General features: G+C 55.8%; 21 protein-coding genes. 6 read left to right on the top strand and 15 right to left on the bottom strand.

What is annotated here, in order from left to right; translation table 11 throughout:
- Positions 1–70 precede the first annotated feature (70 nt).
- Together HGP12_RS34575 and HGP12_RS33310 are read left to right on the top strand one after the other, a co-directional pair.
- A complete protein-coding gene (locus tag HGP12_RS34575) occupies positions 71–514 on the top strand; it encodes an HD-GYP domain-containing protein (RefSeq protein ID WP_168880222.1) in 444 nt (147 codons plus the stop codon).
- A gap of 13 nt (positions 515–527) precedes the next feature.
- Positions 528–854: an HD-GYP domain-containing protein gene (locus HGP12_RS33310; RefSeq protein WP_281408532.1), complete on the top strand. Its 327-nt coding sequence runs from the start codon at positions 528–530 to the stop codon at positions 852–854.
- Between the two features lie 128 nt (positions 855–982).
- Here HGP12_RS33310 and HGP12_RS33305 read toward each other — a convergent pair whose 3' ends face one another.
- From HGP12_RS33305 to HGP12_RS33265, 9 genes are all read right to left on the bottom strand, one after another.
- On the bottom strand, positions 983–2479 hold the full coding sequence (locus tag HGP12_RS33305) for an acetyl-CoA hydrolase/transferase family protein (protein ID WP_168880221.1): 1497 nt from the start codon (positions 2477–2479) through the stop codon (positions 983–985).
- 139 nt (positions 2480–2618) lie between these two features.
- Positions 2619–3602: a zinc-dependent alcohol dehydrogenase family protein gene (locus HGP12_RS33300; RefSeq protein ID WP_168880220.1), complete on the bottom strand. Its 984-nt coding sequence runs from the start codon at positions 3600–3602 to the stop codon at positions 2619–2621.
- A gap of 18 nt (positions 3603–3620) precedes the next feature.
- On the bottom strand, positions 3621–4649 hold the full coding sequence (gene adhP, locus HGP12_RS33295) for an alcohol dehydrogenase AdhP (RefSeq protein WP_168842851.1): 1029 nt from the start codon (positions 4647–4649) through the stop codon (positions 3621–3623).
- 67 nt (positions 4650–4716) lie between these two features.
- Positions 4717–6108 (bottom strand): NAD-dependent succinate-semialdehyde dehydrogenase, encoded by a 1392-nt coding sequence (locus HGP12_RS33290; RefSeq protein WP_168880219.1) that lies wholly within the window; start codon positions 6106–6108, stop codon positions 4717–4719.
- 46 nt (positions 6109–6154) lie between these two features.
- Positions 6155–7576, bottom strand: a complete 1422-nt coding sequence (locus HGP12_RS33285; RefSeq protein WP_168880218.1) for an NAD(P)(+) transhydrogenase (Re/Si-specific) subunit beta — start codon at positions 7574–7576, stop codon at positions 6155–6157.
- A 1-nt stretch (position 7577) separates the two neighbouring features.
- Positions 7578–7886, bottom strand: a complete 309-nt coding sequence (locus HGP12_RS33280) for an NAD(P) transhydrogenase subunit alpha (protein ID WP_168880217.1) — start codon at positions 7884–7886, stop codon at positions 7578–7580.
- Positions 7886–9037 carry an NAD(P) transhydrogenase subunit alpha gene (locus tag HGP12_RS33275; RefSeq protein WP_168880216.1) on the bottom strand — a complete coding sequence of 384 codons (1152 nt, stop codon included), beginning with the start codon at positions 9035–9037 and terminating at the stop codon, positions 7886–7888. The genes HGP12_RS33280 and HGP12_RS33275 overlap by 1 nt, the downstream gene beginning before the upstream one ends.
- A 389-nt stretch (positions 9038–9426) precedes the next feature.
- A complete protein-coding gene (locus tag HGP12_RS33270) occupies positions 9427–10725 on the bottom strand; it encodes an MgtC/SapB family protein (RefSeq protein ID WP_168880215.1) in 1299 nt (432 codons plus the stop codon).
- 633 nt (positions 10726–11358) lie between these two features.
- Positions 11359–11853: a hypothetical protein gene (locus tag HGP12_RS33265; RefSeq protein WP_246703656.1), complete on the bottom strand. Its 495-nt coding sequence runs from the start codon at positions 11851–11853 to the stop codon at positions 11359–11361.
- Positions 11854–12556: 703 nt separating this feature from the next.
- Here HGP12_RS33265 and HGP12_RS34410 point away from each other — a divergent pair.
- Together HGP12_RS34410 and HGP12_RS34405 are read left to right on the top strand one after the other, a co-directional pair.
- Entirely contained in the window at positions 12557–13609 is a 1053-nt protein-coding gene (locus tag HGP12_RS34410) for a bifunctional diguanylate cyclase/phosphodiesterase (protein WP_246703655.1), read from the top strand.
- Positions 13596–14843: a putative bifunctional diguanylate cyclase/phosphodiesterase gene (locus HGP12_RS34405; RefSeq protein WP_246703654.1), complete on the top strand. Its 1248-nt coding sequence runs from the start codon at positions 13596–13598 to the stop codon at positions 14841–14843. The genes HGP12_RS34410 and HGP12_RS34405 overlap by 14 nt, the downstream gene beginning before the upstream one ends.
- A gap of 234 nt (positions 14844–15077) precedes the next feature.
- Here the strand turns inward: HGP12_RS34405 and HGP12_RS33255 are convergent, their stop codons facing one another.
- From HGP12_RS33255 to HGP12_RS33245, 3 genes are all read right to left on the bottom strand, one after another.
- A complete protein-coding gene (locus HGP12_RS33255) occupies positions 15078–16199 on the bottom strand; it encodes a DUF2252 family protein (protein ID WP_168880213.1) in 1122 nt (373 codons plus the stop codon).
- A 156-nt stretch (positions 16200–16355) separates the two neighbouring features.
- Positions 16356–16874, bottom strand: a complete 519-nt coding sequence (locus HGP12_RS33250) for an RNA polymerase sigma factor (protein ID WP_168842859.1) — start codon at positions 16872–16874, stop codon at positions 16356–16358.
- A gap of 159 nt (positions 16875–17033) precedes the next feature.
- Positions 17034–17288: a DUF982 domain-containing protein gene (locus tag HGP12_RS33245; RefSeq protein WP_168842860.1), complete on the bottom strand. Its 255-nt coding sequence runs from the start codon at positions 17286–17288 to the stop codon at positions 17034–17036.
- 175 nt (positions 17289–17463) lie between these two features.
- On the opposite strand from HGP12_RS33245, the gene HGP12_RS33240 reads away from it, so the two are divergent.
- Entirely contained in the window at positions 17464–18327 is an 864-nt protein-coding gene (locus tag HGP12_RS33240; protein ID WP_168842861.1) for an alpha/beta fold hydrolase, read from the top strand.
- Positions 18328–18453: 126 nt separating this feature from the next.
- On the opposite strand, the gene HGP12_RS33235 is transcribed toward HGP12_RS33240, so the two are convergent.
- Positions 18454–19359, bottom strand: a complete 906-nt coding sequence (locus HGP12_RS33235; protein WP_168842862.1) for a hypothetical protein — start codon at positions 19357–19359, stop codon at positions 18454–18456.
- A 483-nt stretch (positions 19360–19842) separates the two neighbouring features.
- Positions 19843–20058, bottom strand: a complete 216-nt coding sequence (locus HGP12_RS33230) for a hypothetical protein (protein WP_168842863.1) — start codon at positions 20056–20058, stop codon at positions 19843–19845.
- Between the two features lie 237 nt (positions 20059–20295).
- Between HGP12_RS33230 and HGP12_RS33225 the strand changes: the two genes are divergently transcribed.
- Positions 20296–21594 carry an NRAMP family divalent metal transporter gene (locus HGP12_RS33225; RefSeq protein ID WP_168880212.1) on the top strand — a complete coding sequence of 433 codons (1299 nt, stop codon included), beginning with the start codon at positions 20296–20298 and terminating at the stop codon, positions 21592–21594.
- Positions 21595–21744: 150 nt separating this feature from the next.
- Here the strand turns inward: HGP12_RS33225 and HGP12_RS33220 are convergent, their stop codons facing one another.
- Positions 21745–22131 carry a response regulator gene (locus tag HGP12_RS33220; protein WP_168880211.1) on the bottom strand — a complete coding sequence of 129 codons (387 nt, stop codon included), beginning with the start codon at positions 22129–22131 and terminating at the stop codon, positions 21745–21747.
- Between the last annotated feature and the right edge of the window lie 222 nt (positions 22132–22353).

The following is a 22353-nucleotide window of genomic DNA, read 5'->3' as shown; positions in this document are numbered from 1 at the left end:
AATCGGCGACCTGCTGCCGTTCAACTTCTCCAAGACTACTGCGGCCGGATAGAGCCGGATCTCGCTACCAATGCGCGCACGTTCATCGGTCTTGCGCCGTCAATGCGCATCGAAAATCGCGCTTACCCTAAAATCGCAATTCACCGCAGAGAAGGTTGGACTCGCCCGAGAGACAATCAAAGAAACGCAGCCGGATATTCGCAACGTTTTGAACCAAGCACATTTGCGGCGCATTTTCCAACTCGAGGCCGCGAACAGCGTCGTGGAGCAAATCATGGCGGAAGCCATGACCAATGCCGGTGCGTTGATTGGAGTCGCGAAGCTAAAGGATAAGGACGAAGGAACATTTCTTCACTCCCTGGCCGTAAGCGCATTGATGATCATCTTCGCTCGGAGCCTGGGCCTGAAAGAAGAAAGTGTTCGCCTTCTTGGCTTAGGAGGATTGATCCATGATATCGGAAAGATGACGCTCCCGACCGAAGTGTTGCAAAAAATCGGGTGCGCTTACGAGTGAAGAGCTTGCGATCATGCGGACGCATCCAGTGCAAGGCTACCGCATGATAGCGTCGATTCCAGGTATACCGAAAGCAATTTTGGATATTTGTCTCCATCACCACGAGAAGTTTGATGGTACTGGCTATCCACATAACCTTGGCGGAAATGATATTCCGTACGTGGCGCGGATCGCGGCAATTTGTGACGTATACGATGCCCTTTCAACGATACGGGCGTATAAGCGTGCTTGGTCTCAAGCAGAAGTAATTGATGCAATGCTCAGCTCAAGAGGTCATTTTGATCCGGAACTCCTAAAGCCATTCGTATCAAGAATGATCATCGGCGATGTTATCCGATAACGTGTCTGTCGCTTTACTCCGATCCGCATAAAACCGCCGCTCGATAAATGTGAACGGCAAGTCTGCTGCTATTTTATCTCGGAATGGCAGGCCCGGCACTATCGTTGGACCGACGGGTCTTGCGGTAGTCAAATATCTGATTTCATGCTTCCGCTCGCCCGTTGTCTCAGGTGCCAGGAGAAAGCTTCTTCAAGAAGGTGCGGTGTATGGCCTTCACGGGCGGTCGCACGCCGGAAATAGTCCAGCAATGCTTCGCGGTAGTCCGGATGAACGCATTGGGCGATGATCATCTCGGCTCGCTCGCGCGGCGCAAGCTCACGAAGGTCAGCAAGCCCGTTCTCCGTCACGATGACGTCGACATCATGCTCGGTGTGATCGACATGTGTCACCATTGGAACTACGGAAGAAATGGAGCCACCCTTTGCCATCGACTTCGTAACAAAGATCGACAGGTAGGCGTTGCGCGCGAAATCCCCTGAACCGCCAATTCCGTTCATCATATGGGTGCCGTTGATATGAGTGGAGTTGATATTGCCGTAAATGTCGACCTCCAGCGCTGTATTAATTCCAATCACGCCGAGCCTGCGAATGACTTCCGGATGATTGCTGATCTCCTGCGGTCGCAAAATCAACCGGTCCTTGTATTTGTGAAACTGGCCGAATACCCGTTCGCTGCAGCCTTCCGATAAAGTTATCGACGAGCCCGAAGCAAATACAAGCTTGCCGGCATCGAACAAATCAAAGGTACTATCCTGCAGAACCTCGCTATACATGCGCAGATGATGAAACGGTCCATCAGCAAAGCCCCTCAGCACCGAATTGGCGATCGTGCCGATGCCGGCCTGCAACGGCTGCAGGGTCAGGTCGAGGCGACCGTTTTGGACTTCACCCTCAAGGAAGTGCATGAGATGCCGGGCGATTGCTTGGGTTTCCGCATCCGGAGGCTCGACCGTAGAGAAACTGTCTTTTTCATCAGTGACAACGATTGCAGCTATCTTGCGCGGATCGATCGGCACGTAAGGAAAGCCCACACGGCTATCACAGGCGACAATCGGGATGGGCACACGCGCTGGTCGTTTGGTGGGAATGTAGACGTCGTGCAATCCCTCAAGGATCAATGGCTGGCTGCAATTGATCTCGATGATGATCTTTTTTGCCAGGATTGCAAAGCTGGCGGAATTGCCGATCGATGTGGAGGGCACGATGCAGCCATCCTCGGTAATCGCCGTCGCTTCCACGACTGCGTAGTCGATTGGGCCTAACTGGTTGGAGCGTAGATGCTCGACGGTTTCGGAAAGGTGCTGGTCGATGAACATGACTTCACCGCGGTTGATCGCGGCTCGCAACGTTCTATCCACCTGAAACGGCATCCGACGCTCCAGAATTCCTGCCTCCGTGAGCATCCGGTCGATGTCATGGCCAAGCGACGCGCCGGTAATTAAAGTGATCTTGAATGGGTCTGTTTTTGCTTTTTTGGCCATGGCGATTGGGACGGCTTTCGCATCGCCTGCTCGGGTAAACCCACTCATGCCAATGATCATGCCGTCCTTGATGAGACTGGCGGCCGCTTGCGGCGTGGTGACTTTGTCGAGGAGATCCTTTCGACGGATACGGTTTTCAATCATGGCGGTCTCGTAAGGTGATCAGAATGAGGTGAAACTGCTTTCGGCCCGCGATGGCTTCAATTCAAGCAGGCCACTGGACAGGCGCTATTGACCATTGGTCCGTCTGGTAAAGGCCCAATAGTTGGCACTCTGCCCCTCTTTAAGGAATGAGTACAGCGGCGCCTTCGAAACGGCCGGCACGCAGGTCAGCGAGCGCTTGATTGGCTTCGCGCAGCGGGTAGGGGTTGGTTTGCGTGACGATGCCGACCTGTGGGGCGAGGGCCAGGAAGTCGGTGGCATCCTGACGAGTTAGATTAGCGACCGAAACGACCTGCCGCTCCTCCCACAACAGCGAATAAGGAAAGCTCGGAATATCGCTCATATGAATGCCGGCGCAGGTAACCCGTCCGCCCTTGCGAACGGCTCTAAGGGCGGTAGGTACCAAGTCGCCAACGGGCGCGAAGATGATCGCAGCGTCGAGCTTCTGCGGCGGCGTCTCGTCAGATCCTCCCGCCCAGACCGCCCCCAGGGTCCGAGCAAATCGCTGAGAAGACGTATCCCCCGGCCTGGTGAAGGCATAGACATCACGCCCCTGCCAGCAGGCGACCTGTGCTACGATATGAGCCGCAGCTCCGAAGCCGTAGAAACCCAATCGCTTGGCATCGCCCGTCATTTTGAGCGAACGCCAGCCGATCAAGCCTGCGCACAGGAGGGGTGCCAGGGCGATGTCATCATCGTGCTGCCCGAGCGGAAAAGCAAAGCGTGCGTCGGCGATGGTCGATGTCGCATATCCGCCATCACGCGTGTAACCAGTAAAACCCGGAGCGTCGCAGAGGTTCTCGTGATTGTCACGGCAATAAGGGCAGACGCCGCAGGTGTGGCCAAGCCAGGGCACGCCGACACGCTCACCGATCGCCAGTCCCATGACACCGAACCCCAGGGCATCGATGTGGCCGACGATCTCGTGTCCCGGAATGATCGGAACACGAGGATTGGTCAGTTCGCCGTCCACCACATGGAGGTCCGTCCGACAAACGCCGCAGGCTGAGATCCTGACGCGGATCTCGTCAGGACCTGGCTCGCGATCCGGCAACTCGGTCCAGACAAGCGGCTCGCCGATTTTGTGAAGCACCATCGCGTGCATCGCAGGACTCCTTTCGTTTTATTTTGCGAAGTCGATGACCACGCGGCCTTGGATGTCCCCCTTATGCATGCGAGCAAAGATATCGTTGATGTTTTCGAGCCGGTCGGTCGCGATCGTCGCTTTGACCTTGCCTTCGCCGGCGAAATCCAGCGCTTCTTGAAGGTCTAGCCGCGTGCCGACGATGGAACCGCGGACGGTCACCCCGTTGAGGACGGTATCGAAGATCGACAGGGGGAAATCGCCGGGAGGAAGCCCGTTGAGGGAGACCGTGCCGCCACGACCGACCATACCAAGGGCCTGTTCGAAGGCTTTGGGAGAAACGGCCGTAACCAGTACGCCCTGGGCGCCTCCCACCTCTTTCTTCACAAAAGCGATCGGGTCGTCCTTGCGGGCATTCACGGCCAGCGACGCACCAAGAGATTTCGCAAGTTCGAGTTTTTCATCATCGATATCGACTGCGATGACGTTGAGACCCATCGCTTTGGCATATTGAACAGCCAAATGCCCCAAACCGCCAATGCCGGAGATCACCACCCAGTCTCCTGGCTTTGTGTCGGTGACCTTCAAGCCCTTGTAGACGGTAACACCCGCGCAAAGAATCGGCGCGATGTCGATGAATGATACATTGTCGGGTAAATGGCCCACATAATTCGGATCGGCAAGGACATATTCGGCAAAGCTCCCGTTGACCGAGTAGCCGGTATTCTGCTGTTCCTCGCAGAGTGTTTCCCAACCGCCCAAGCAATGCTTGCAATGCCCGCAGGCGGTGTAAAGCCATGGGACGCCGACACGGTCGCCTTCCTTGACATGTTTCACGCCAGGACCGACAGCAACAACGTTGCCGACGCCTTCATGACCCGGGATGAACGGAGGTTTGGGTTTCACTGGCCAGTCGCCTTCTGCGGCGTGCAGATCGGTGTGGCAGACGCCTGTCGCAGCAATTTTGACGAGGATCTGGCCGGCACCAGGCGTCGGGATGCTAGCCTCCTCAATAATCAAAGGCTTTCCAAATTCGCGGACGACTGCGGCTTTCATGGTCTTGGCCATTATGGCACTCCTTGGCTTGGCGTTCGTTCATAAAGGGATGCTCAACGAAGCGTCCCTTTTTTTGCGTTCAGAAATGCGCGTCGATGTCGACAACATCGATCAGTTTGTGATTGACGAACTCCTTGAGACCGAGCCCGAGAAGCTCGCGACCATAGCCGGAACGACGGATGCCCCCGAACGGCAGGTCTGCCTCGACCTTGGTCGGATGGTTGACGAAGACCATGCCGGTGGAGATGCGCTTCGCGACTTCCACTCCATGAGTCGAATTGGAGGTGAAGACTGAGCCACCAAGGCCGAAGGGGGAATCGTTGGCGATGCGCACGGCATCTTCCTCATCCTTTGCTCGAAACAACATCGAAACCGGACCAAAGAATTCCCAATAGCGTGCGGGGTTGTCTTCTCCGATATCGGTCAGGATCGTCGGTTGAACGAAGGCGCCTCGATTGGGTACCGGCGGCCCGACCTCCTCGGCTCTGGCTCCAAGCTTGACTGCCTCGCGGATTTTGTCTTTCACCTCATCGGCCGCGCCTTTGGAAGACAGCGGCGCCAGAGTTGTCCTGGGATCGAAGGGATCGCCTGCGATAAGGCCGGCTACGCCCGTGCGATATCGATCAAGGAATACATCGTAGACAGGATCAACGATGATCATGCGCTTTGAAGAAACGCAGACCTGACCGCCGTTCCAATGACGTCCGAATACCGCCCATTTGGTGGTCTTTTCGAGATCGGCGTCGGAGAGCACCACGAAGGCATCAGCACCGCCCAGCTCCATTGTGGACTTCTTTAGCGCTTTGCCAGCCTGAGCCGCCACAACAGCGCCTGCACCTTCAGAACCAGTCAGGGCCACACCATGGACGCGGTCGTCATTGATGATCAGCTCGATTTGCGATCGGGTAGCATAGAGGTTCTTGAACGCACCCTTCGGCAAACCGGCCTGTGCCATCAGCTTTTCGAAGGCGGCAGCGCTCTGCGGAACATTGGAGGCATGTTTCAGGAGCAGCGTGTTTCCGGCGGCGAGCTGCGGTGCCAAGATACGCGCGATCTGATAATAGGGAAAGTTCCACGGTTCGATTGCCAGGAGCACCCCGAGCGGTTCGTGAACCAAAATGGCATCGCCCTCGGCCGGATCGAGAACCGGCAGCTTCTCAGGCGTGAGCAAGGCTTCAGCGTGGCGGACATAGTATTCCAGGATTTTCGCAGACAGCTCGACCTCGGCCTTCGCCTCGGAGAACAGCTTGCCCATTTCCAGTGTCAGAAGTTTCGCGTAGGCATCGCTTTCGCGGCGCAGGATGTCTGAGGCATTCTGAAGAATGCGCCCGCGTTCTGCGAACGATGTGCCTCGCCACTTCAGAAATGCCTCATGTGCGCCGGCGATCGCCGCACGAACCTCGGCATCGGTTGCGTCTGGGAAGTTGGCGAGCGTCTCGCCGGTATAGGGGTTGATCGTCTGATAGGCCATTTACCATTCTCCCTTGGAAAAAATAACTTGGATTTGGCCGGCCGCTTCAGGCCGCAGCAGCTAGATCTTTTACGGATTGAACCATTTGCGTGAGCACTACTTGGGCGTCGCCGTAGATCATCGAGCAGTTCTCCTCGAAGAAGAGCTGGTTCTCGACGCCGGAATAGCCTTTGCCTTGTCCTCGCTTGATGACGTAGACCTGACGCGCCTTGTCGGCGTCGAGGATTGGCATGCCGTAGATCGGCGAGGACTTGTCAGTGCGCGCAGCCGGATTCACCACGTCGTTGGCACCAATCACCAGCGCGACATCGGTGTTTGTGAAATCGGCGTTGATCTCATCCATGTCGAAGATGATGTCATAAGGAACGCCAGCTTCCGCCAGCAGCACGTTCATATGACCTGGCATGCGGCCGGCCACCGGATGGATGGCGAATTTGACGTCCACACCGGCCGCCTGCAGGATCTTGACGAATTCGTGGAGTTTCTGTTGCGCTTGAGCGACAGCGAGGCCATAGCCAGGAATAATGATGACGCTCGACGCGTAGCGCATGTTGATCGCCGCGTCGGCGGCATCGGCAGATTTCATCTGCCCGTGAATTTCGGAGCCGCCGGAAGCTGCGCCATCACCGAAGTTGGAAAAAAGCACGTTGGCCAGTGATCGGTTCATCGCCTTCGCCATTAGCAGTGTCAGCAGCGCGCCTGCTGAACCGACGACCATGCCGGCGATCATCAAGGCGGGGTTTTGCAGCGCGAACCCTTCCAAGCCAACGGCAAGGCCGGTGAAAGCATTATAGAGCGAGATGACCACGGGCATGTCAGCGCCGCCGATCGGCAACGTCATCAGCACACCGAAGGCAAGCGCCCCAGCAAAGAACAAGACCGCGAGCCCGGCGCCGGCCAAAGACCCATGCAAAAAGATGATACCGATACCAACAACAAGCGTTGCCAGGAAGAACAGGCCGTTCACGAGACGCTGGCCGGAAAAGCGCCACGGTTTGTCGATCCTGCCATCGAGCTTCGCCCACGCGATAATAGAGCCCGTCAGGGAAATAGAACCAATCAGGGCGCCGATGATCGTGACGGAAAGCAACAAAGCACCTGAACCGGTTCTGTTGGAAAGCTCGACAGCTGCGATAGCGGCTGCCGCTCCGCCACCCATGCCATTATAAAGGGCGACCATTTGCGGCATTGCCGTCATTTCAACCCTTGTTCCTCGCCACCAAGCCCAACCGCCGCCGACAAGCAATGCCAGGATCCCGAGACCGAGATTGGTCGTCAGATGAGACTTGGCGGCTTGGTCAAGATCGAGAACCACAAGGAAGGTCGCTGCGATAGCGACGATCATGCCTGCGCCGGCCGTCATGATGCCCGACAGAGCGGTAACCGGCGATGCCATCCGTTTCAGGCCGAAGATGAAGAGCGCGGCGGCGAGAAGACCGCTCAGGCTGACGAGATGCTGTGCGATCATCCTACTTCTCCTTGCCGCCGCTCGCTTTGAACATCGCGAGCATCCTGTCGGTCACCACATACCCGCCGGACGCATTTGCGGCCCCGAGCGCAACACCAACGAAGCCGATACTCTGGGCGAACGGTGTGGTGGCATTCAGTAGTGTGTGGAGAGCGCCAACGACCACAATGCCGTGGATGAAGTTCGAACCAGACATCAGTGGGGTGTGTAGGATCGAGGGTACCCGGCTGATCACTTCGTAGCCGGTAAAGGCAGCCAGCATGAAAATATAAAGGCCAATGAGCCATGTCATCGATGTGTCGAGTGTCATCACGCGATCTCCGGACTTGAAAGGCATGCGCTCTCGATAATGTGGTGAAGCGCTTTGCTTCGAATCTTTCCGTCGTGGGTTGCCACCGTGCCGGCGATGACTTCATCCTCGAAATCGAGATGGATCGAGCCGTCCTTGATGATCAGATCAAGGAGGTTAAGGACATTTTTTGCGTAGAGTTCGCTGGCATGCTGGGCGAGTGCCGATGGCACATGAATCGGACCAAGGACGGTGACCGTTCCGACATTCACTGTTTCACCGGGCTTGGTTTCTTCGCAATTGCCGCCGCTTTCCGCCCCGAGATCCACAATCACAGCGCCGGGCTTCATCGCTGCGACCTGCGCTGAAGAGATTAGCTTCGGCGCCGGTCGGCCGGGTACGGAGGCGGTCGTAATGACCATATCCGCTTCCGCGATATGCCGGGTGAGCGTCTCTTCGACCTTGGCCCGTTCATCCGTCGTCAGCTCGCGCGCATAGCCGCCTTCGCCGCGTGCGTCGATACCGGTATCGATGAACTTGGCGCCAAGCGATTCGGCCTGCTCGCGTGTCTCGAGACGGACGTCATAGCCTACTGTTATTGAGCCCAATCGATGGGCAGTGGCAAGGGCTGAAAGCCCGGCGACGCCAAGCCCCATCACCAAAACCTTTGCGGCCCGTAGCGAGCCCACCGCAGTTGTCATCATCGGCAGGATGCGTGGCATGTGAACGGCGCCGAGCAGAGGGGCATAATAGCCCACAAGGGCTGCCTGGCTGGAAAGGACATCCATCGATTGCGCTCTGCTGATGCGAGGTATTTGCTCCATCGCAAAAGCCGTCACCCTTCGATCCCTAAGGGCCAACACCGTGTCGGGATTGCTGGTGCCGTACAGCAGGGAGATCAATATCCCGCCGGGCTTCATTGCCTTGATGAGATCTGCGGATGGTGATTGGACGGCGAGCACGATGTCGGCTGCGGACACCATGGTCTTGACGGCGTTCTCGATTGTAGCGCCTCGATAGGCGATATCAGCAAACGTGGCTGCCAAGCCGGCATCTGCCTCCAAATTCAGATCGGCGCCCAGTCGCTCAAGGCGAGGGATAAGGGTCGGTACCATCGCGACCCGTTTTTCGCCTAAAGCCTTCTCTTTCAATACTGCGACATGAATAACCATCGATCGCGCAACTCCGAAGACGATGAACTTGATAAAAATCCGCCTTCTAATAGCGACGCGCATGTCGCTCGCTCATTGATTGGGATCAAATGACAATCAAATATCGCCGCGTCGAACAGATTGTCCTTTCAGCGTCTCCGAGTGTTCGGTCGAACATACGTCGGCACGATCGTACGCGTTGACTTGGTCGTCTTGTGATGGCCAGACGGAGAACGGCTTTCGACGTCGATCTTAAATTAATCAGCGGCTGAAGAGGTGGTTCTCAGCCTAATCCGGCCACTCCGGTCATATTGAAACAGGCCCAACATATCGAAGGAGGGTTACTCTTCGGACCCAAAAATAAGGCTCCTCCGTTCGGCTCCCCTCGGGAGCAAACGTCACGTATGATATTATTTCGGCAAGCCTTCCATCACGAGCCATTCCATCATCGGAGTCGTTTCGAACATGAAAATGCCGCCGATGATCGCGGCAATGCTCACCAAAATGAAGCGCCCGCTGTAGGCTCGATCGCCCAGGATCAAGGCATACGTCATCTTGGCGACCGTGTTGGCGATGACGGCTGTCCCAAGAGCCGTTGCCGCGAATTCGGTGCCGATCGTGTCTAGGATGCCGGCAATTGTAACAGTGATGGCATCAACATCCGCGAGCCCGGAAAGTGTCGAAACGACGAGCAGGCCAGACTTTCCAAACCAGGTCGCAGCCGCCCGGGCCAAAAAACCCACGACAACAAGCAGGAGCGCAGTTTTCAAGATGGCGAACAATTCGAACGGGTTTCGTGTGTGGCTTTCAGTGTGTTTGATCGTGTCGTTTTTTATAAAAACAAATGAAAAGCCGATCATCAAAAAGGAGGCCGCAATGAGTGCGGGACCCAGGCGCTCGGCGATCGAGGGTGCAAGGATGGCGACATAGAGAAGCACCTTGAGATATGAGACGGCATTTGCGGCCATTGCTCCGGCCACCAGTAGAATCGCGGATTGACCGGTGGCGCTTAGGCGAGCATTTGTGACTGCCATCGCAGTTGACGATACCAGTCCGTTGATCGCACCTGCAACGAGTTCACCTTGAACTTGTCCGAATGCCTTGACCGCAACATATCCCAGGAAGGAGATGCCCGCGAGAAGGACCACCAAAAGCCATGTGCCTGAGGGGGAAATGCCGCCGAACGGCCCAACTGGCGCTGTTGGCAATATCGGTAGGACAATGACCGCCATCGCAAGGAAAACGATAGCGGATCGCAACTCGTCCCAACTCAGGTTACGAACGAATCGATGCAATATCTCGCGGCTGGCCAGGATTGCCACGAGCGCCACGCCGCCGGCGGCCGCCAACGGCGCGTTACCGACCACGGCCAGGGCGCCCAACGCAAATGTCGTCATGGCGGTGATCACGCTCGTGACGCTAAAATTGCCCTCCGCGCCCGATTCGCGATATTGGTAAAGGGCAAAGATAACGCTAAAGGTCACGAACATCGCGATGGTGACAAGTCCGTGCCGTGTTACCGGCGCGGAAAGCATCTGCTCGATTAGACCGGAAACCCCGCCGAGCATGCCGGTGATCATGAAGGTGCGTATTCCTGCGGTCCGCTTTCCACCGCCTTCGTCACGCTCCCGCCAGTGGCGTTCCACCCCGACGATTGCCCCGATGGCTAGCGCCAATCCGAGTCGTTCGAAGGGTTCAATGCTCTCCATTCCTGGGCCTCATTACAAGCGGTTGCGCGCGTGATGTGTCCGCCATTCTAACCTTGTTTGCGCCCACTTGCTCCAATTGCTTTGCCCGCGTGGGTGCTAAGGTCTTCACGCCGTCACGCCTCAATTGGTCCGTCAGCGCATTAGTTTCTTTGCTGACGAAAGCGCGGCAATTGCCGCTCGACACCAGGCTTCCGCAAACCACCATATCTCGCGGCTGTGATGGATCCAAAGGGCTTGCTGTGATTGACCGATTCTAATGTCGCAACTCTTCGACTGCCAGCTGTTTCAAATCCGCGACAGCGGGGAGCGTTTCGTGAACCTGCGCTCCGATGGCCGCGATGAATCGACTGGAAGATCCCGCTAGCACCGCTTTTGACCAGGCGAAAACAAGGCCGTCGCGACCTCGTGATTAAAGCCTTCTACTGGCAGATCTCGGAATTCAAGGACTTCTTCGCACGCGCGATTCCAACTGCGTATTCACAGGAGGCAAGGTAACGCCACGGCACTTTCGGTTGAACGACTATCGGCGACTGTCGGATTGTCAGTGCACGCCTGTCCCTGATGCCTGCCCGTGACCATCGTTGCTGACTATCGTCTCCAGGATATCAAGATTCTCGACGCGCCTGAACCAGACTATTCCACCTTGCCGCCAACTCGTTGCGATACACGCCGGAGACGGTTCTCTTTCAGTGCACGCTGAAAATTCGCATCGATTTGCGCGTGCTGCGCGAGGTCCTCAAGGAATTCGGCGATCTCTTGTGCCGTCTCGACCACAATATATCGCAGACCGCCGCCGGCATCGAGGGAATCATAGGTGACGCTGACACCAAATCCGCCAATGACTTCGCGGAACCATGCCGATCGCCATTTCGTAAAACCCGTGGGATCCGCCTGGAATTCCGCAAGCAACGCCTTCTGCCGCTCTATCCGCGCCAGGAATGTGGAAACAGCGTCCCCTTGTCCCGCCTTTGTCTTCTCGGCTTTCTTCGAGCCCCATTTTTCAATGAGGGAAGTCCTTGGTACCACGACCGTCGCATCGTCGCTGTCGCCATCGGCAACAGGCTTCAAATCTGGCAGAGCTGGACAAGGTGCAGGAATGGGCGAAGGAAGCGGCTCATCCTGATCCAAGCTCTGCTTGAGATCGGGAGCAAATGTACCCCAAATGGATTTCGGCTGGTCGGCGGATCCGGCCTTTTTGCGGCGGGAATTCTTGATTTCGACGATGAAAGATTTTGTCGGCCTGGACATGATTCTCGGGAGTAGGGTCTGCGATGGGTCGTTACTGACGAATGATCAGCTGGGAGGGATTCGGTAAAGTCTCTAATATTCCAGATCCGCAAACCATGGTCGTTTGCGATCTGTATAGTCAAACGATTTATATCAGGTCGAGTGGTCAAGCAATATCGAATGCAGAAGGAAATCACCCCGGCGTGGCATCAGCCGTGACGTCCGATTCATATCAGGAGAGTTTCAGATAAGATGAAAATCGGTCAACTTGAGATTTATATTCTCTGAGTCCTTCTTCTGTTATTGGAAATAATTTCTGCGGGTAGATACTTACACCCATTTGCTATGGAGATCGCTGATAACCTAGTGATAAGATCATGTGAAAGGTATTACGACAACCATGCTTGCCGCACGGTTTGTTCGGGTGTCCGAGATCTATCGCTTGAGGCAAGGTTTGTTATTGTCGCCCTGAAAATGCAGCGAAAACACAGTAAGGGCTTGTTCACCATGACTTTAGCTTCCCCGCGGTGGTGAATCGACGTTCATCCGGGGATAACTTCCCAACAGCAGAATGACCTTTTCACATTTGTTCCGGGGAATTTCCTTGACTAAAGGCGACATTGCGGACGGCAAAATGTCAATCTCATCACTGCCCGAAGTCGAGCCAGCTCCTGCCACACCCATGTTGCGCAGAAGGTCGGAGGATGTTCACTACGAGGCCGACCTGGTCGAGCGTCAGGGTTGGCTGCAGAACATGATCAACCAAATCCCTGATTTCATATATGCGAAGGACTTGGAAGGGCGCTTCCTGTTTGGAAACCACGCCGTCGTCGTCAACAACGGGCTATCCCATCTGAAGGATTTGGTTGGGCGGACCGATTTCGAGTTCCTGCCGAGCGATGTCGCACGAATTGCCACGGAGGTTGAACGTCGTGTCGCCGAGACAGGACAACCCCATTTCGGTGGCGAGGAGTTGGCATTTCGTGGTGACGGCGAACGATGGTTGATGATCACGCGTGTCCCGTTGAGAGACGCGTCCGGAACAATTGTGGGCATTGTCGGAGCTTCTCGTGATATCACGGAGCAGAAATCGGCAGAACGCCGGATGCGCTCCCAATCCTATCTGCTTGAAATGATAGCCCGTGGGACGCCTCTTCCGGAAGTTCTTGAAGAGCTTGCCCGTATGATTGCGGAATTCGCACAGGGTGTGCATGCTGCAGTCTTGACGATCACACCAGAGTCAGGGCAGCTGCGTCTGGCTGCGGCACCCACCTTGAATGAAGAATACCGCAGGCGGGTCAATGCCACATTCATTGATATGGCTGTCATGGATCTCGCAGTCACCACGAAAGCACTCAAGCTCGCCTTTGATCAGGCGGATGTCTCTGAATTGGATCATGAGTGCCAATGTTTGGCAATTTCCGACACCGACGGCCGTGTCGAAGGCGTTCTCGCCCTCTATTCGTCTGAAGGTGCCAGGTGCCGGCCGGGCTTTTCCGATTTTGTTTCGATCGCCGTGTATATGGCCGGGATCGCAATCAGCCGTCATCGCGCGGAAGCTCGGATTGGGTTTCTCGCAGATCACGATCCTCTGACGGGCATGGCCAATCGCGCGTTTTTTGGATCAAAAGCTCACCCGTGCAATGCAGACAGCTGATTCTGCGGGATCTGAAATCGCCCTGGCATTCCTCGATCTTGACAACTTCAAACTCGTCAATGACAGCCTCGGTCATTCGGTTGGCGACCAACTGCTGAAGATCGTAGCGGACAGGATCAGCGAGCTGACAACTGACAAGGCGGCCGTTGCGAGAATCGGAGGAGACGAGTTCGTGCTCATCCTTGAGCAAACAGATATCGAGAGCTGCCTAGGTCGATTGTCTGCGATAAGAGAGGCAGTGGCTCGCCCGATTGTACTCAACAATATCGAACTGAGGGTAACCTGCAGCATCGGCGTCGCCAGTTATCCGAGCCACGGTATGACTGCGGGAGAGCTGCTCGCTTCCGCAGATATGGCCATGTATCGTGCAAAGGAGCTGGGTCGCGATGGAATCGCTTTATTCACGTCGGAAATGGCCGCCAGTGTCCGCAGAAAGCTCGCTCGCACTGACGAGCTACGCCAGGCGCTTGTCCGTGACGAGCTAGTATTGCACTACCAGCCGCAGGTGGACGTCCAAACGGGCAGGATTGTTGCGGTCGAAGCGTTGGTCCGTTGGAAGCATCCAAGCGAGGGCCTTGTCTATCCAGGGGATTTCATTACGCTTGCCGAAGAGACGGGTCTCATCATGCCAATTGGTGAATGGGTTCTTCAGACGGCGTGTCGGCAGGCCAGGGTATGGCAGGACAAAGGGCTCGAACCTATTCGGATCAGTGTCAATGTCTCCGCCAGACAGTTCCAGGAAAAGCGTTTGGTGGAGACTGTGGCGACCGCCTTGAGCGAGAGCGAGCTCGATCCAACTTGGCTCGAGCTGGAGATCACGGAGACGCTTATCATGAAGGACCTCGCCGGCTCTGTTGCTAGAATGCACGAATTGGCGAAATTGGGAGTAAAATTTGCGATTGATGATTTTGGAACCGGTTATTCGAGCCTTAGTGCGCTTAAAAGATTTCCATTGTCGCGGCTTAAGATCGATCGCTCCTTCATCACGGATATTCCACGCGACACAGACGATATGGCTATAACCTCGGCGATTATCTCGCTGGCGCAAAAGCGGGGGCTGGAGGTAATCGCTGAAGGTGTTGAGACGGAGGAGCAGGCGCGATTTCTTGTCGATCGTGGTTGCAACGAGATTCAAGGATACTTCTACAGTCGACCCGTCGACGAAGAGCGCTTCAAAAGTATGCTTGCAAACAACGCTGACCCTGGTCCGCTGCTGCGAGCTCAATCTCCGTGATCACCCTGCGGGGCAGGTCGCTGTCAGGCGCTCAGAATGGATCGCTAGCGTTTGCGGACAATGCCTCCTATGGAATTGGTTGGGCGTTACGCGTCCATCGATAGTTTGATTGGGATGTCGCTTTGTGGAGCATTGCATGAGCCGCACCCGCGGTGTTCAATCCAGCAGAAGGCACTCCGGGCCGGCCGATCGATTCCGCACCTATGCGATACGAGCCAGAGCCATCAGCGTTCCTTAGTGATGCGCCAACGCAAATCGCCTGCAATGTTCAAGATAAGCCTTGTCGTGAATGGACAGGAGTTCGGTCACACTCGACCACAGCCAAGACGGCATCTCCGATTCTTTCTTGCGCGAAAGGCCAAGTTCAGAGATCCACGATCGCCATTCTTGATGAACCATCTGCCGACCGTGAGCATGCCCAACAACCCCACCGAGGTAGTGGGCTATGGCCTGGATTTCATCTCCGGTGAGACGATTAATCTCGATTTTCATATCCTGGGGGGTGATTTCACGAATAAAAACAGCCTTGCCCACCACCCTCGATGCGACCATCCGCTCACCAAGGTTGGGGGAAAGCGCCTTTGCTCCCGCAACTACCCTCTCGGCATAGTCCCGCGGCATCTTCGATTCGGGCGCCGACGGAGCGGCAGGGGCAGCAGCCTCCTTGATATCCAGCAACGAAACCGGCCCATGCTTCCCGTTTCGAACCAAGACGGCGCATCGCAGGCGGCCAAGAGAGCTGCAGCCCTTGATCCAATAGGCAGCATCGAGGATCTTCAAATCGTCGGCCGTCACGTCATCAATGCCTAGCAGGGTCTTTTCCATTTCCCGGTCACTGCAAAGCCCTAGCACCGCGGACCGTTCGGCTCGATGCAGCGGCCAAAGACGCTTATTTCGGGGGAGCAAGGGATGTTTCGTTTGGAAGTCTTCCATTGCGAGGTTCTTCCAGCGTCTGTGAGCCGCCCGTTTCAATAGCTTTCTGATGTCCTTTGGTTTACGCAATTGCGGCGTGCCCACCTGGATTTCCACGGAAGCGGCCTCATATCCTGCCATGAGGGCTTCTAGCATTCTTGCAGTCGTGACGCCGGGGAGAACTGAATCGCGTGCAGCCGATGCAAGCGAAAGGCCTAGGCGGATAAGATCGTGTGCGGGATTGCCAATAACTGCCTGATCGAAATCCCTGATCTGAACAGCCACGTCGCCATCGCAATCCGCCAAGGCGCCTAAATTGCCCAGGTGACAGTCGCCGCAGATCCAAACCGGAGGCCCTGCTGGAATGGATGTTGAACGGCTGTCCAGCCATTCATAAAAATGCTTGGTCGTGCCTCGTATGTACGTCTCCGGCGAGCGCGCCATTTTGAGCTCTCGCCGTAAGTTCAGAAAAGAACGACGATCCTTGCTACTCATCAGATCACATTTGCGCCTCCGCTAGACTATGCTCACCAGCCATCTCCATCGATCAAATCACCATGACGTCAGCGCTACCGTCGCGTCCCACTCAGGTACGCGGGCTTAATATATCGAAGCGGCGGCGTGTAGCGATTTCTCGCCCAGCATTTCGACCAGCATGCTCCGCGCACGTGAGACCCGGCTCTTGATCGTTCCGATTTCGCAGCCGCAACGCTCGGCCGCAGCCCCATAGGAAACCCCTTCAACGATCATGAGAAGGGCGTCGCGCTGATATTTCGGAAGACGATCGAGCGCTTTGCCGACCTCTGCAGCGTAGATGCACTTCTGCTGGGAGCAATCCGTGGGAACCTCGAACAAGGCATCGTCGTTCGCCCGAAGCTGCAGCCGCCTTCGGCGTTTGTATTCGGTGATGAAAGTGTTTCGCATGATGGTGAACGCCCAGCTCTTCAGGCTGGTCCCGGGCGTGAATCTCTCGGAATGGCGTAAGAGCTTCCATACCGTCTCCTGTGTGAGATCGTCGATGTCCGACGGACTGGAGACAAATCTTCTGGCAAAGTTTCGCAGTGCTGGGAGTAGCAAAACGACATCAGCGTGCAGCGACGCGCTCGTTGCTTCGGGCATCTTCTTCCTCCTCGTGGGATAGAAGAGCAATGCTTGCAATGCGTTCTTGTTCCACGGATTTCTTATAGGGCGGTATTCGGCGAAAACTCGAGGAAGCTGCTGCAATTTAGCTGCTAGACGGCTTTAAAATGCGCGGCATGAGCGATGCATATCGCGCGGTCATGCTTCAAATATCTGGACGCCGCCTTCTTTGAGCGCAGCAAGGAAAGCACTCCTTGCGACCTCGGCTTCCACACGACCTCCATGGGCGCTGATGAGCGTCCGCTTTGCGTTCTTATAGGCGATCCCGCCTGCCTTTGTCGGCCAGTTGCGCAGCAAATAGTGGGTGGCGGCTTCCGTGTTGGCGATTGTCAGCCGCTCGCCAAACTTGTTAGTCTCGACCGTGATTGGCTTATCCCACAATTGTCCTATCATGTGTCATCCTCCGCTAAATGAACTGCACGCCGGCCCGAATGTTCCGGAACGAAATTGGCTGGCCGTGCAATCGTTAGCCCACGCTTACGTCGCTGCGGCAGAGCCCTTTTTAGCCGGAACAATTTGATGCGGTGAACGTAAGGACAGCCGACCAAATATATGAAGGAGGCCGGATTTGTTCAGCGGAATGGCACTGGATTACATCGACGTTGGACCCGGCCTTCTGCGGGTTCGCCACGGCGGCTACGGTCCGCCATTATTGTTACTTCATGGCCATCCGCGAACGCACATGACATGGGGCCATGTCGCAGACCTTTTGTCTGCTCACTTCACGCTTGTTTGTCCTGATCTCCGCGGATTTGGAAAGTCTTTCCAACCCGTAGATAGCGACAATAGTCGCTATTCTTCGAAACGGGCGAAGGCGGTTGACTGTGTGGAACTAATGAACGCTTTAGGGCATCGGAGTTTTGCAGTTGCGGGACATGATCGAGGCAGCTACGTGGCATTTCGCCTTGCCCTCGATCATCCGGAAATCGTCACCAAGGTTGCCGTGATCGACAGTATTCCCATCATCGAGCATCTCGAACGAATGGACTGGCGTTTTGCGCGTGACTGGTATCATTGGTTCTTCTTCGCGCAGCGGGAAAAGCCTGAGCAAGCGATCAATTCCGATCCTAAGACCTGGTACAAGGCCATCCACCCGGATCTCATGGGAGAGGAGGCCTACGATGACCTGTTGACCGCAATCCACAGGCCTGCGGTCGTCCATGGAATGATCGAGGATTACAGAGCGGGACTAACCGTCGATCGGGAAGACGAACTGCAGGACCGGATTGCTGGAAGGCGGATCACGTGCCCGTTGCTTTGCCTTTGGTCTACGAGAGACGATCTCGAACGGTTCTTCGGCGACCCGAGGGAAATTTGGCGCTCATGGGCGATTAATGTCGTGGGTCACGGCATCGAAAGTGGCCACCATGTCGCTGAAGAAAACCCCATTGATCTTGCAAATTCGCTGCGTCGCTTTTTCAACGACGAATAAGGTGTTGGCTGCGCTCATCACTTGAAGCCGGCTTGACGCTCACCCCTAGGCCGTTGGCGATCCAATCTATTAAAGGACGCTCTGCGCCATCGCAATGACGCAGAGCAAATCGCTTGCAGTTGTGGCTCAAAGGCGTCGGCCGCGCGCGCCAATGAGCAAATCCTCTTCGTCGTCGCGCTGACGACCGCCAAGGGCTGACGCCGCCGACGCGATGAATGCGCCGACCAGAAGCGACAGGGAGCCAACCAGTGCGGTTGTTGCGCCCGTCTTCCTGGCTTTGTCAGCCGCTTCTTTTGCCGCCGACTTAGCATCATCGATTTGCTTAAGCACCGTATCGACACGGTTGCGGGCATCCGTTTCGGGAAGGCCCGTGCGGGCGGAGATAATCGTCGCAATATAAGATTTGTCTCCGTCCGGGAGCTGGCCGCTGGCTGCACCTTGCAAGAGAATTCGCGAGATTTCGGCGGCAGCTGCTCCATTGTCAGATTGAGCGCGATCTGTCGTTTTTGCAGGCCGGAGAAGGGCGTCGGTAAAATAAGCAGTCGGGTCCGCATTGCGTCCTGATGCAGCCGAAGCGCCAACACTCACCGCGTTTTGCACGACTTGACCTGCGGCGTTGGCAGACGCACTCGCCAGCGAAGTCAACGAAGAGGCGAGAAACCCTGCCACGAACACCGTTGCCAGCGCCCAACTCAGAAACCCATGAGCCGTGTCGCGAAAAAAGACTTCATCGGAGTGGACTTCAACCCATTTGGTGCGAAGGCGGCCCGTGAGATAGCCACCAATTGCTGACGACAACCATTGAACGACCACAAGCCAGATGGCCGCAGTGATGCCGATGCTCGTGGCCGAATCGCTCTGGCCAGACCATGGAGAAACCATCGTAAGGCCGACGCCTGATCCCAGCAGCAGAAGGATGAGGGTAATCCCGGTCGCGGCAAGGGCGCCTCCGATGATGGGACCCCAGACAATAGCGGGGTTGGACGATTCGATAGGAGTGGTTCCCGCTGGTACGTCTTCAACAGCCGACATCGACGCCTCCTATCGCGTGAAGAGAACAAGAAGAATAACGATCGGCAACGGAATACCGAGAAGCCAGAGCAGAATACCTCGACCCATTTGACTATCCTCCAGAAGATGAACTGATGCCTATTGCAACGGCGATCGAGACGGTTTGTTCCGGAGCCTTCGTTTGTGTTCTGGGGAGATCCACCTGGAGATCGCTAAATCTACACAAATTCAATTCGACATTATCTTCTGCAATAATGCGCGCGCGTCGAAAACATGAGACTTGCAGGCCCGGCGCAATATCGGCAGGGCACTCCCGGATAAGGTTAGGGCTTTTTCAGACACGGCCTTCTTGGAAGAGGGGTCTCTTCGTCAGCTCACGCTTTCACAAATTGTATCCCCCGCGACATCCTCCTGCCTTCGATCCCGCAGCCACGCTTGCGAGGGCTCGCGGCGCACCACTGAGGTTCCCCAGTGTTCCGAAGGTGTCAACGCTCATCGTGCTGCCTAGCGCAATGGTATCTCCTCCGTCAGCTCATCGAAAGATAGAATTCGGCGCTTTGCCTCCATGAGCAGATCAAGCTCGATCGAAGACGGGCCGAAGCGAATAAAAAGATTTTCGGCTAAGGCATCGTCGAGACCGTATTTCTTCTGGAAATCTTCCAGGGAATAGGCAGCACCCCTTATAGGTCGGCGCCGTTGGAAAGACCGTTGTGTTTCCATATCGGGTGATCCTCCTTGTACTGACGAAGCAAATCGACATAGGCGCTGAAAGTTCCTTCAGGCGCGAAATATTGTGAAAGAGCACGCACAGATTGAGTAAGCGCAGGCGCTAAGTTTTTGGAGTTGCATTATTTTTAGTGCCGCCTGCTTCCAGGGAACAAACAAGCAGCAAGGGCGGTTCACTCGCACCGAGATCAGCGGATATGTGCTGCGTCGGATTTCTGCTGGGAGTCAGTTATGAGTGACTATAGATTGGACGAAAGAAGCGCTGTCGTTGAACCTTCAAAACCGCGGTTGTTGGAAATCCTTGGACCGGGTCTAGTCACGGGTGCTTCGGACGACGATCCAAGCGGCATCGCCACCTACTCACAAGCCGGAGCACAATTCGGTTATATCGCGAGCTGGACTTTGCTCTTTACCTATCCGCTGATGGTGGCCGTGCAAATGATCAGTGCGCGCATCGGTCGGACCACGGGTCGGGGTTTGGCAGGCAGCATGGCGCGATGTTACCCGAGATGGGTCGCCGTCAGTATCACTGTTCCGCTTTTGGTCGCGAATATTATCAATTTGGGCGCCGATCTCGGAGCAATGGGCGATGCGGCCCATCTACTCCTCAGCGGCAATTCGTTGATATACGTTGCTGCCTTCGGTGTGATCTGCATCCTCCTGCAGGTATTTCTGAAGTATAAGCGATACGTCGCTGTCTTGAAGTGGCTGAGCCTCGCGTTGCTCTCCTACATCGCGACGCTGTTCGTTATCCATGTTGATTGGTCAAACTTCATACACGGGCTGTTGCTGCCGACATTCAAGGGGGACGCCAATTACTGGTCGATGATCGTGGCGATCTTCGGGACGACGATTAGTCCCTATCTTTTCTTCTGGCAGGCTTCTGAGGAGGCCGAAGACCTAAAGGAGAAACCACGTGAGGAACCCCTCGTCAAACATCCGCAGGAAGCTGAAAAGGCGAACACGCGCATCACGCTCGACACGCTGATTGGGATGGCCGCGTCCAACATCGTCGCGCTTGCAATCATCACGACGACCGCTGCCACCCTGAATAAAGCAGGTGCGACCAACATCGAAAGTTCGGTCGACGCGGCGAAAGCGATAGAACCGCTGGCCGGACATTTTGCCAAGATTATCTTCGCGACAGGCATCATAGGGACGGGTCTACTGGCGGTTCCGGTTCTCGCCGGCTCGGCGGCCTATGCAGTCAGCGAGGCAGCGCGCTGGAAAGTGGGACTGTCGCGCGAGCCAAGCGAAGCCAAGGCCTTCTATACGACTATTGGGTTGGCGACGATGGTGGGTATGCTTTTGAATTTTACACCAATCCCGCCGATGAAGGCCTTGTTTTGGAGTGCGGTGATCAACGGCGTCGTCGCTGTTCCGGTTATGGTCATCCTGATGTTGATCGCATCGAATCGTAAGGTCATGAAGGAGTTTGTCATCCAAGGCGGTTTGAAAGCCCTCGGTTGGGCCTCGTGCCTTGCGATGTTCGCCGCCGTGATCGGCATGGCGACGACGGCGTTTTTTTAGCAATTGTTCGGGAAGTAAATGCACGGCATCTGTTCGATGTGCGAGACTGTGGGCTGCCAATGAAACCAGCCGAGAATGCGTGACGGCTTCCCGGGGTGGATCTCACCAACAGGTGATGGCGGTCCGGCAAGGGCCACAACAGTCTTCCGGCTAACCGAGAACATGAAGAATGCCTGGATGAGGCAATGGTGTTCCCATCCGATAGGCGCTGGCGTAGTCAATCGCTTGAGTAAGCCCGACGGTGGTATATGGTTTGACAAGTATGCCAATAGCCGAGGTGTTGCTTTCGACTATCTCAGGATTTCCGGTGGTGAATATAACGGTAGCGCCACCTCTGTACAAGAAGTCGGCAAGTGCCGGGCCAGTCTCGCCGTCGCTAAGATTTACGTCGACCAAGGCGATTTCTATGCCATCGGACCCTGCTTTCGCATCGTCAGCCCTTCCGAAGGGCCCGGTGACCTGATGGCCGAGAGCTTCCACGGTATAGGCAGTGTCAAATGCGATGAGCGCTTCGTCTTCGGCTATGAGTATATTCATCGTTCTCATCCACCTTCATGATACTTGCAGCTCGTGCATCGTACGCGGGCGTCCCGAACGACACCGGATTGTAATGGATTTCACTTCGATACACAGTAAGCGCACAATTCCCCGCACCTATTCACTGAACAGCGAATGAAAGATTCTGTGTCCACAACGGAGACTGTGGACATAATGACATTGGATATCTTGAAGGGCTCAGGGGGGCTTCGGGCTGTGAAG

Source organism: Rhizobium sp. P28RR-XV (genome assembly GCF_012641385.1).
In the GTDB taxonomy this organism is placed as follows: Bacteria; Pseudomonadota; Alphaproteobacteria; order Rhizobiales; family Rhizobiaceae; genus Rhizobium.
This window is presented reverse-complemented; position numbering and strand designations above follow the sequence as displayed.

What these genes read in the sequence shown, in the direction of transcription:
- HGP12_RS34575 (WP_168880222.1), top strand. Translation starts at nt 71, where the DNA reads ATGCGCGCACGTTCATCGGTCTTGCGCCGTCAATGCGCATCGAAAATC.
- HGP12_RS33310 (WP_281408532.1), top strand. Translation starts at nt 528, where the DNA reads ATGCGGACGCATCCAGTGCAAGGCTACCGCATGATAGCGTCGATTCCA.
- HGP12_RS33305 (WP_168880221.1), bottom strand. Translation starts at nt 2,479, where the DNA reads ATGATTGAAAACCGTATCCGTCGAAAGGATCTCCTCGACAAAGTCACC.
- HGP12_RS33300 (WP_168880220.1), bottom strand. Translation starts at nt 3,602, where the DNA reads ATGCACGCGATGGTGCTTCACAAAATCGGCGAGCCGCTTGTCTGGACC.
- adhP (WP_168842851.1), bottom strand. Translation starts at nt 4,649, where the DNA reads ATGGCCAAGACCATGAAAGCCGCAGTCGTCCGCGAATTTGGAAAGCCT.
- HGP12_RS33290 (WP_168880219.1), bottom strand. Translation starts at nt 6,108, where the DNA reads ATGGCCTATCAGACGATCAACCCCTATACCGGCGAGACGCTCGCCAAC.
- HGP12_RS33285 (WP_168880218.1), bottom strand. Translation starts at nt 7,576, where the DNA reads ATGATCGCACAGCATCTCGTCAGCCTGAGCGGTCTTCTCGCCGCCGCG.
- HGP12_RS33280 (WP_168880217.1), bottom strand. Translation starts at nt 7,886, where the DNA reads ATGACACTCGACACATCGATGACATGGCTCATTGGCCTTTATATTTTC.
- HGP12_RS33275 (WP_168880216.1), bottom strand. Translation starts at nt 9,037, where the DNA reads ATGGTTATTCATGTCGCAGTATTGAAAGAGAAGGCTTTAGGCGAAAAA.
- HGP12_RS33270 (WP_168880215.1), bottom strand. Translation starts at nt 10,725, where the DNA reads ATGGAGAGCATTGAACCCTTCGAACGACTCGGATTGGCGCTAGCCATC.
- HGP12_RS34405 (WP_246703654.1), top strand. Translation starts at nt 13,596, where the DNA reads ATGCAGACAGCTGATTCTGCGGGATCTGAAATCGCCCTGGCATTCCTC.
- HGP12_RS33255 (WP_168880213.1), bottom strand. Translation starts at nt 16,199, where the DNA reads ATGGCGCGCTCGCCGGAGACGTACATACGAGGCACGACCAAGCATTTT.
- HGP12_RS33250 (WP_168842859.1), bottom strand. Translation starts at nt 16,874, where the DNA reads ATGCCCGAAGCAACGAGCGCGTCGCTGCACGCTGATGTCGTTTTGCTA.
- HGP12_RS33245 (WP_168842860.1), bottom strand. Translation starts at nt 17,288, where the DNA reads ATGATAGGACAATTGTGGGATAAGCCAATCACGGTCGAGACTAACAAG.
- HGP12_RS33235 (WP_168842862.1), bottom strand. Translation starts at nt 19,359, where the DNA reads ATGTCGGCTGTTGAAGACGTACCAGCGGGAACCACTCCTATCGAATCG.
- HGP12_RS33230 (WP_168842863.1), bottom strand. Translation starts at nt 20,058, where the DNA reads ATGGAAACACAACGGTCTTTCCAACGGCGCCGACCTATAAGGGGTGCT.
- HGP12_RS33225 (WP_168880212.1), top strand. Translation starts at nt 20,296, where the DNA reads ATGAGTGACTATAGATTGGACGAAAGAAGCGCTGTCGTTGAACCTTCA.
- HGP12_RS33220 (WP_168880211.1), bottom strand. Translation starts at nt 22,131, where the DNA reads ATGAATATACTCATAGCCGAAGACGAAGCGCTCATCGCATTTGACACT.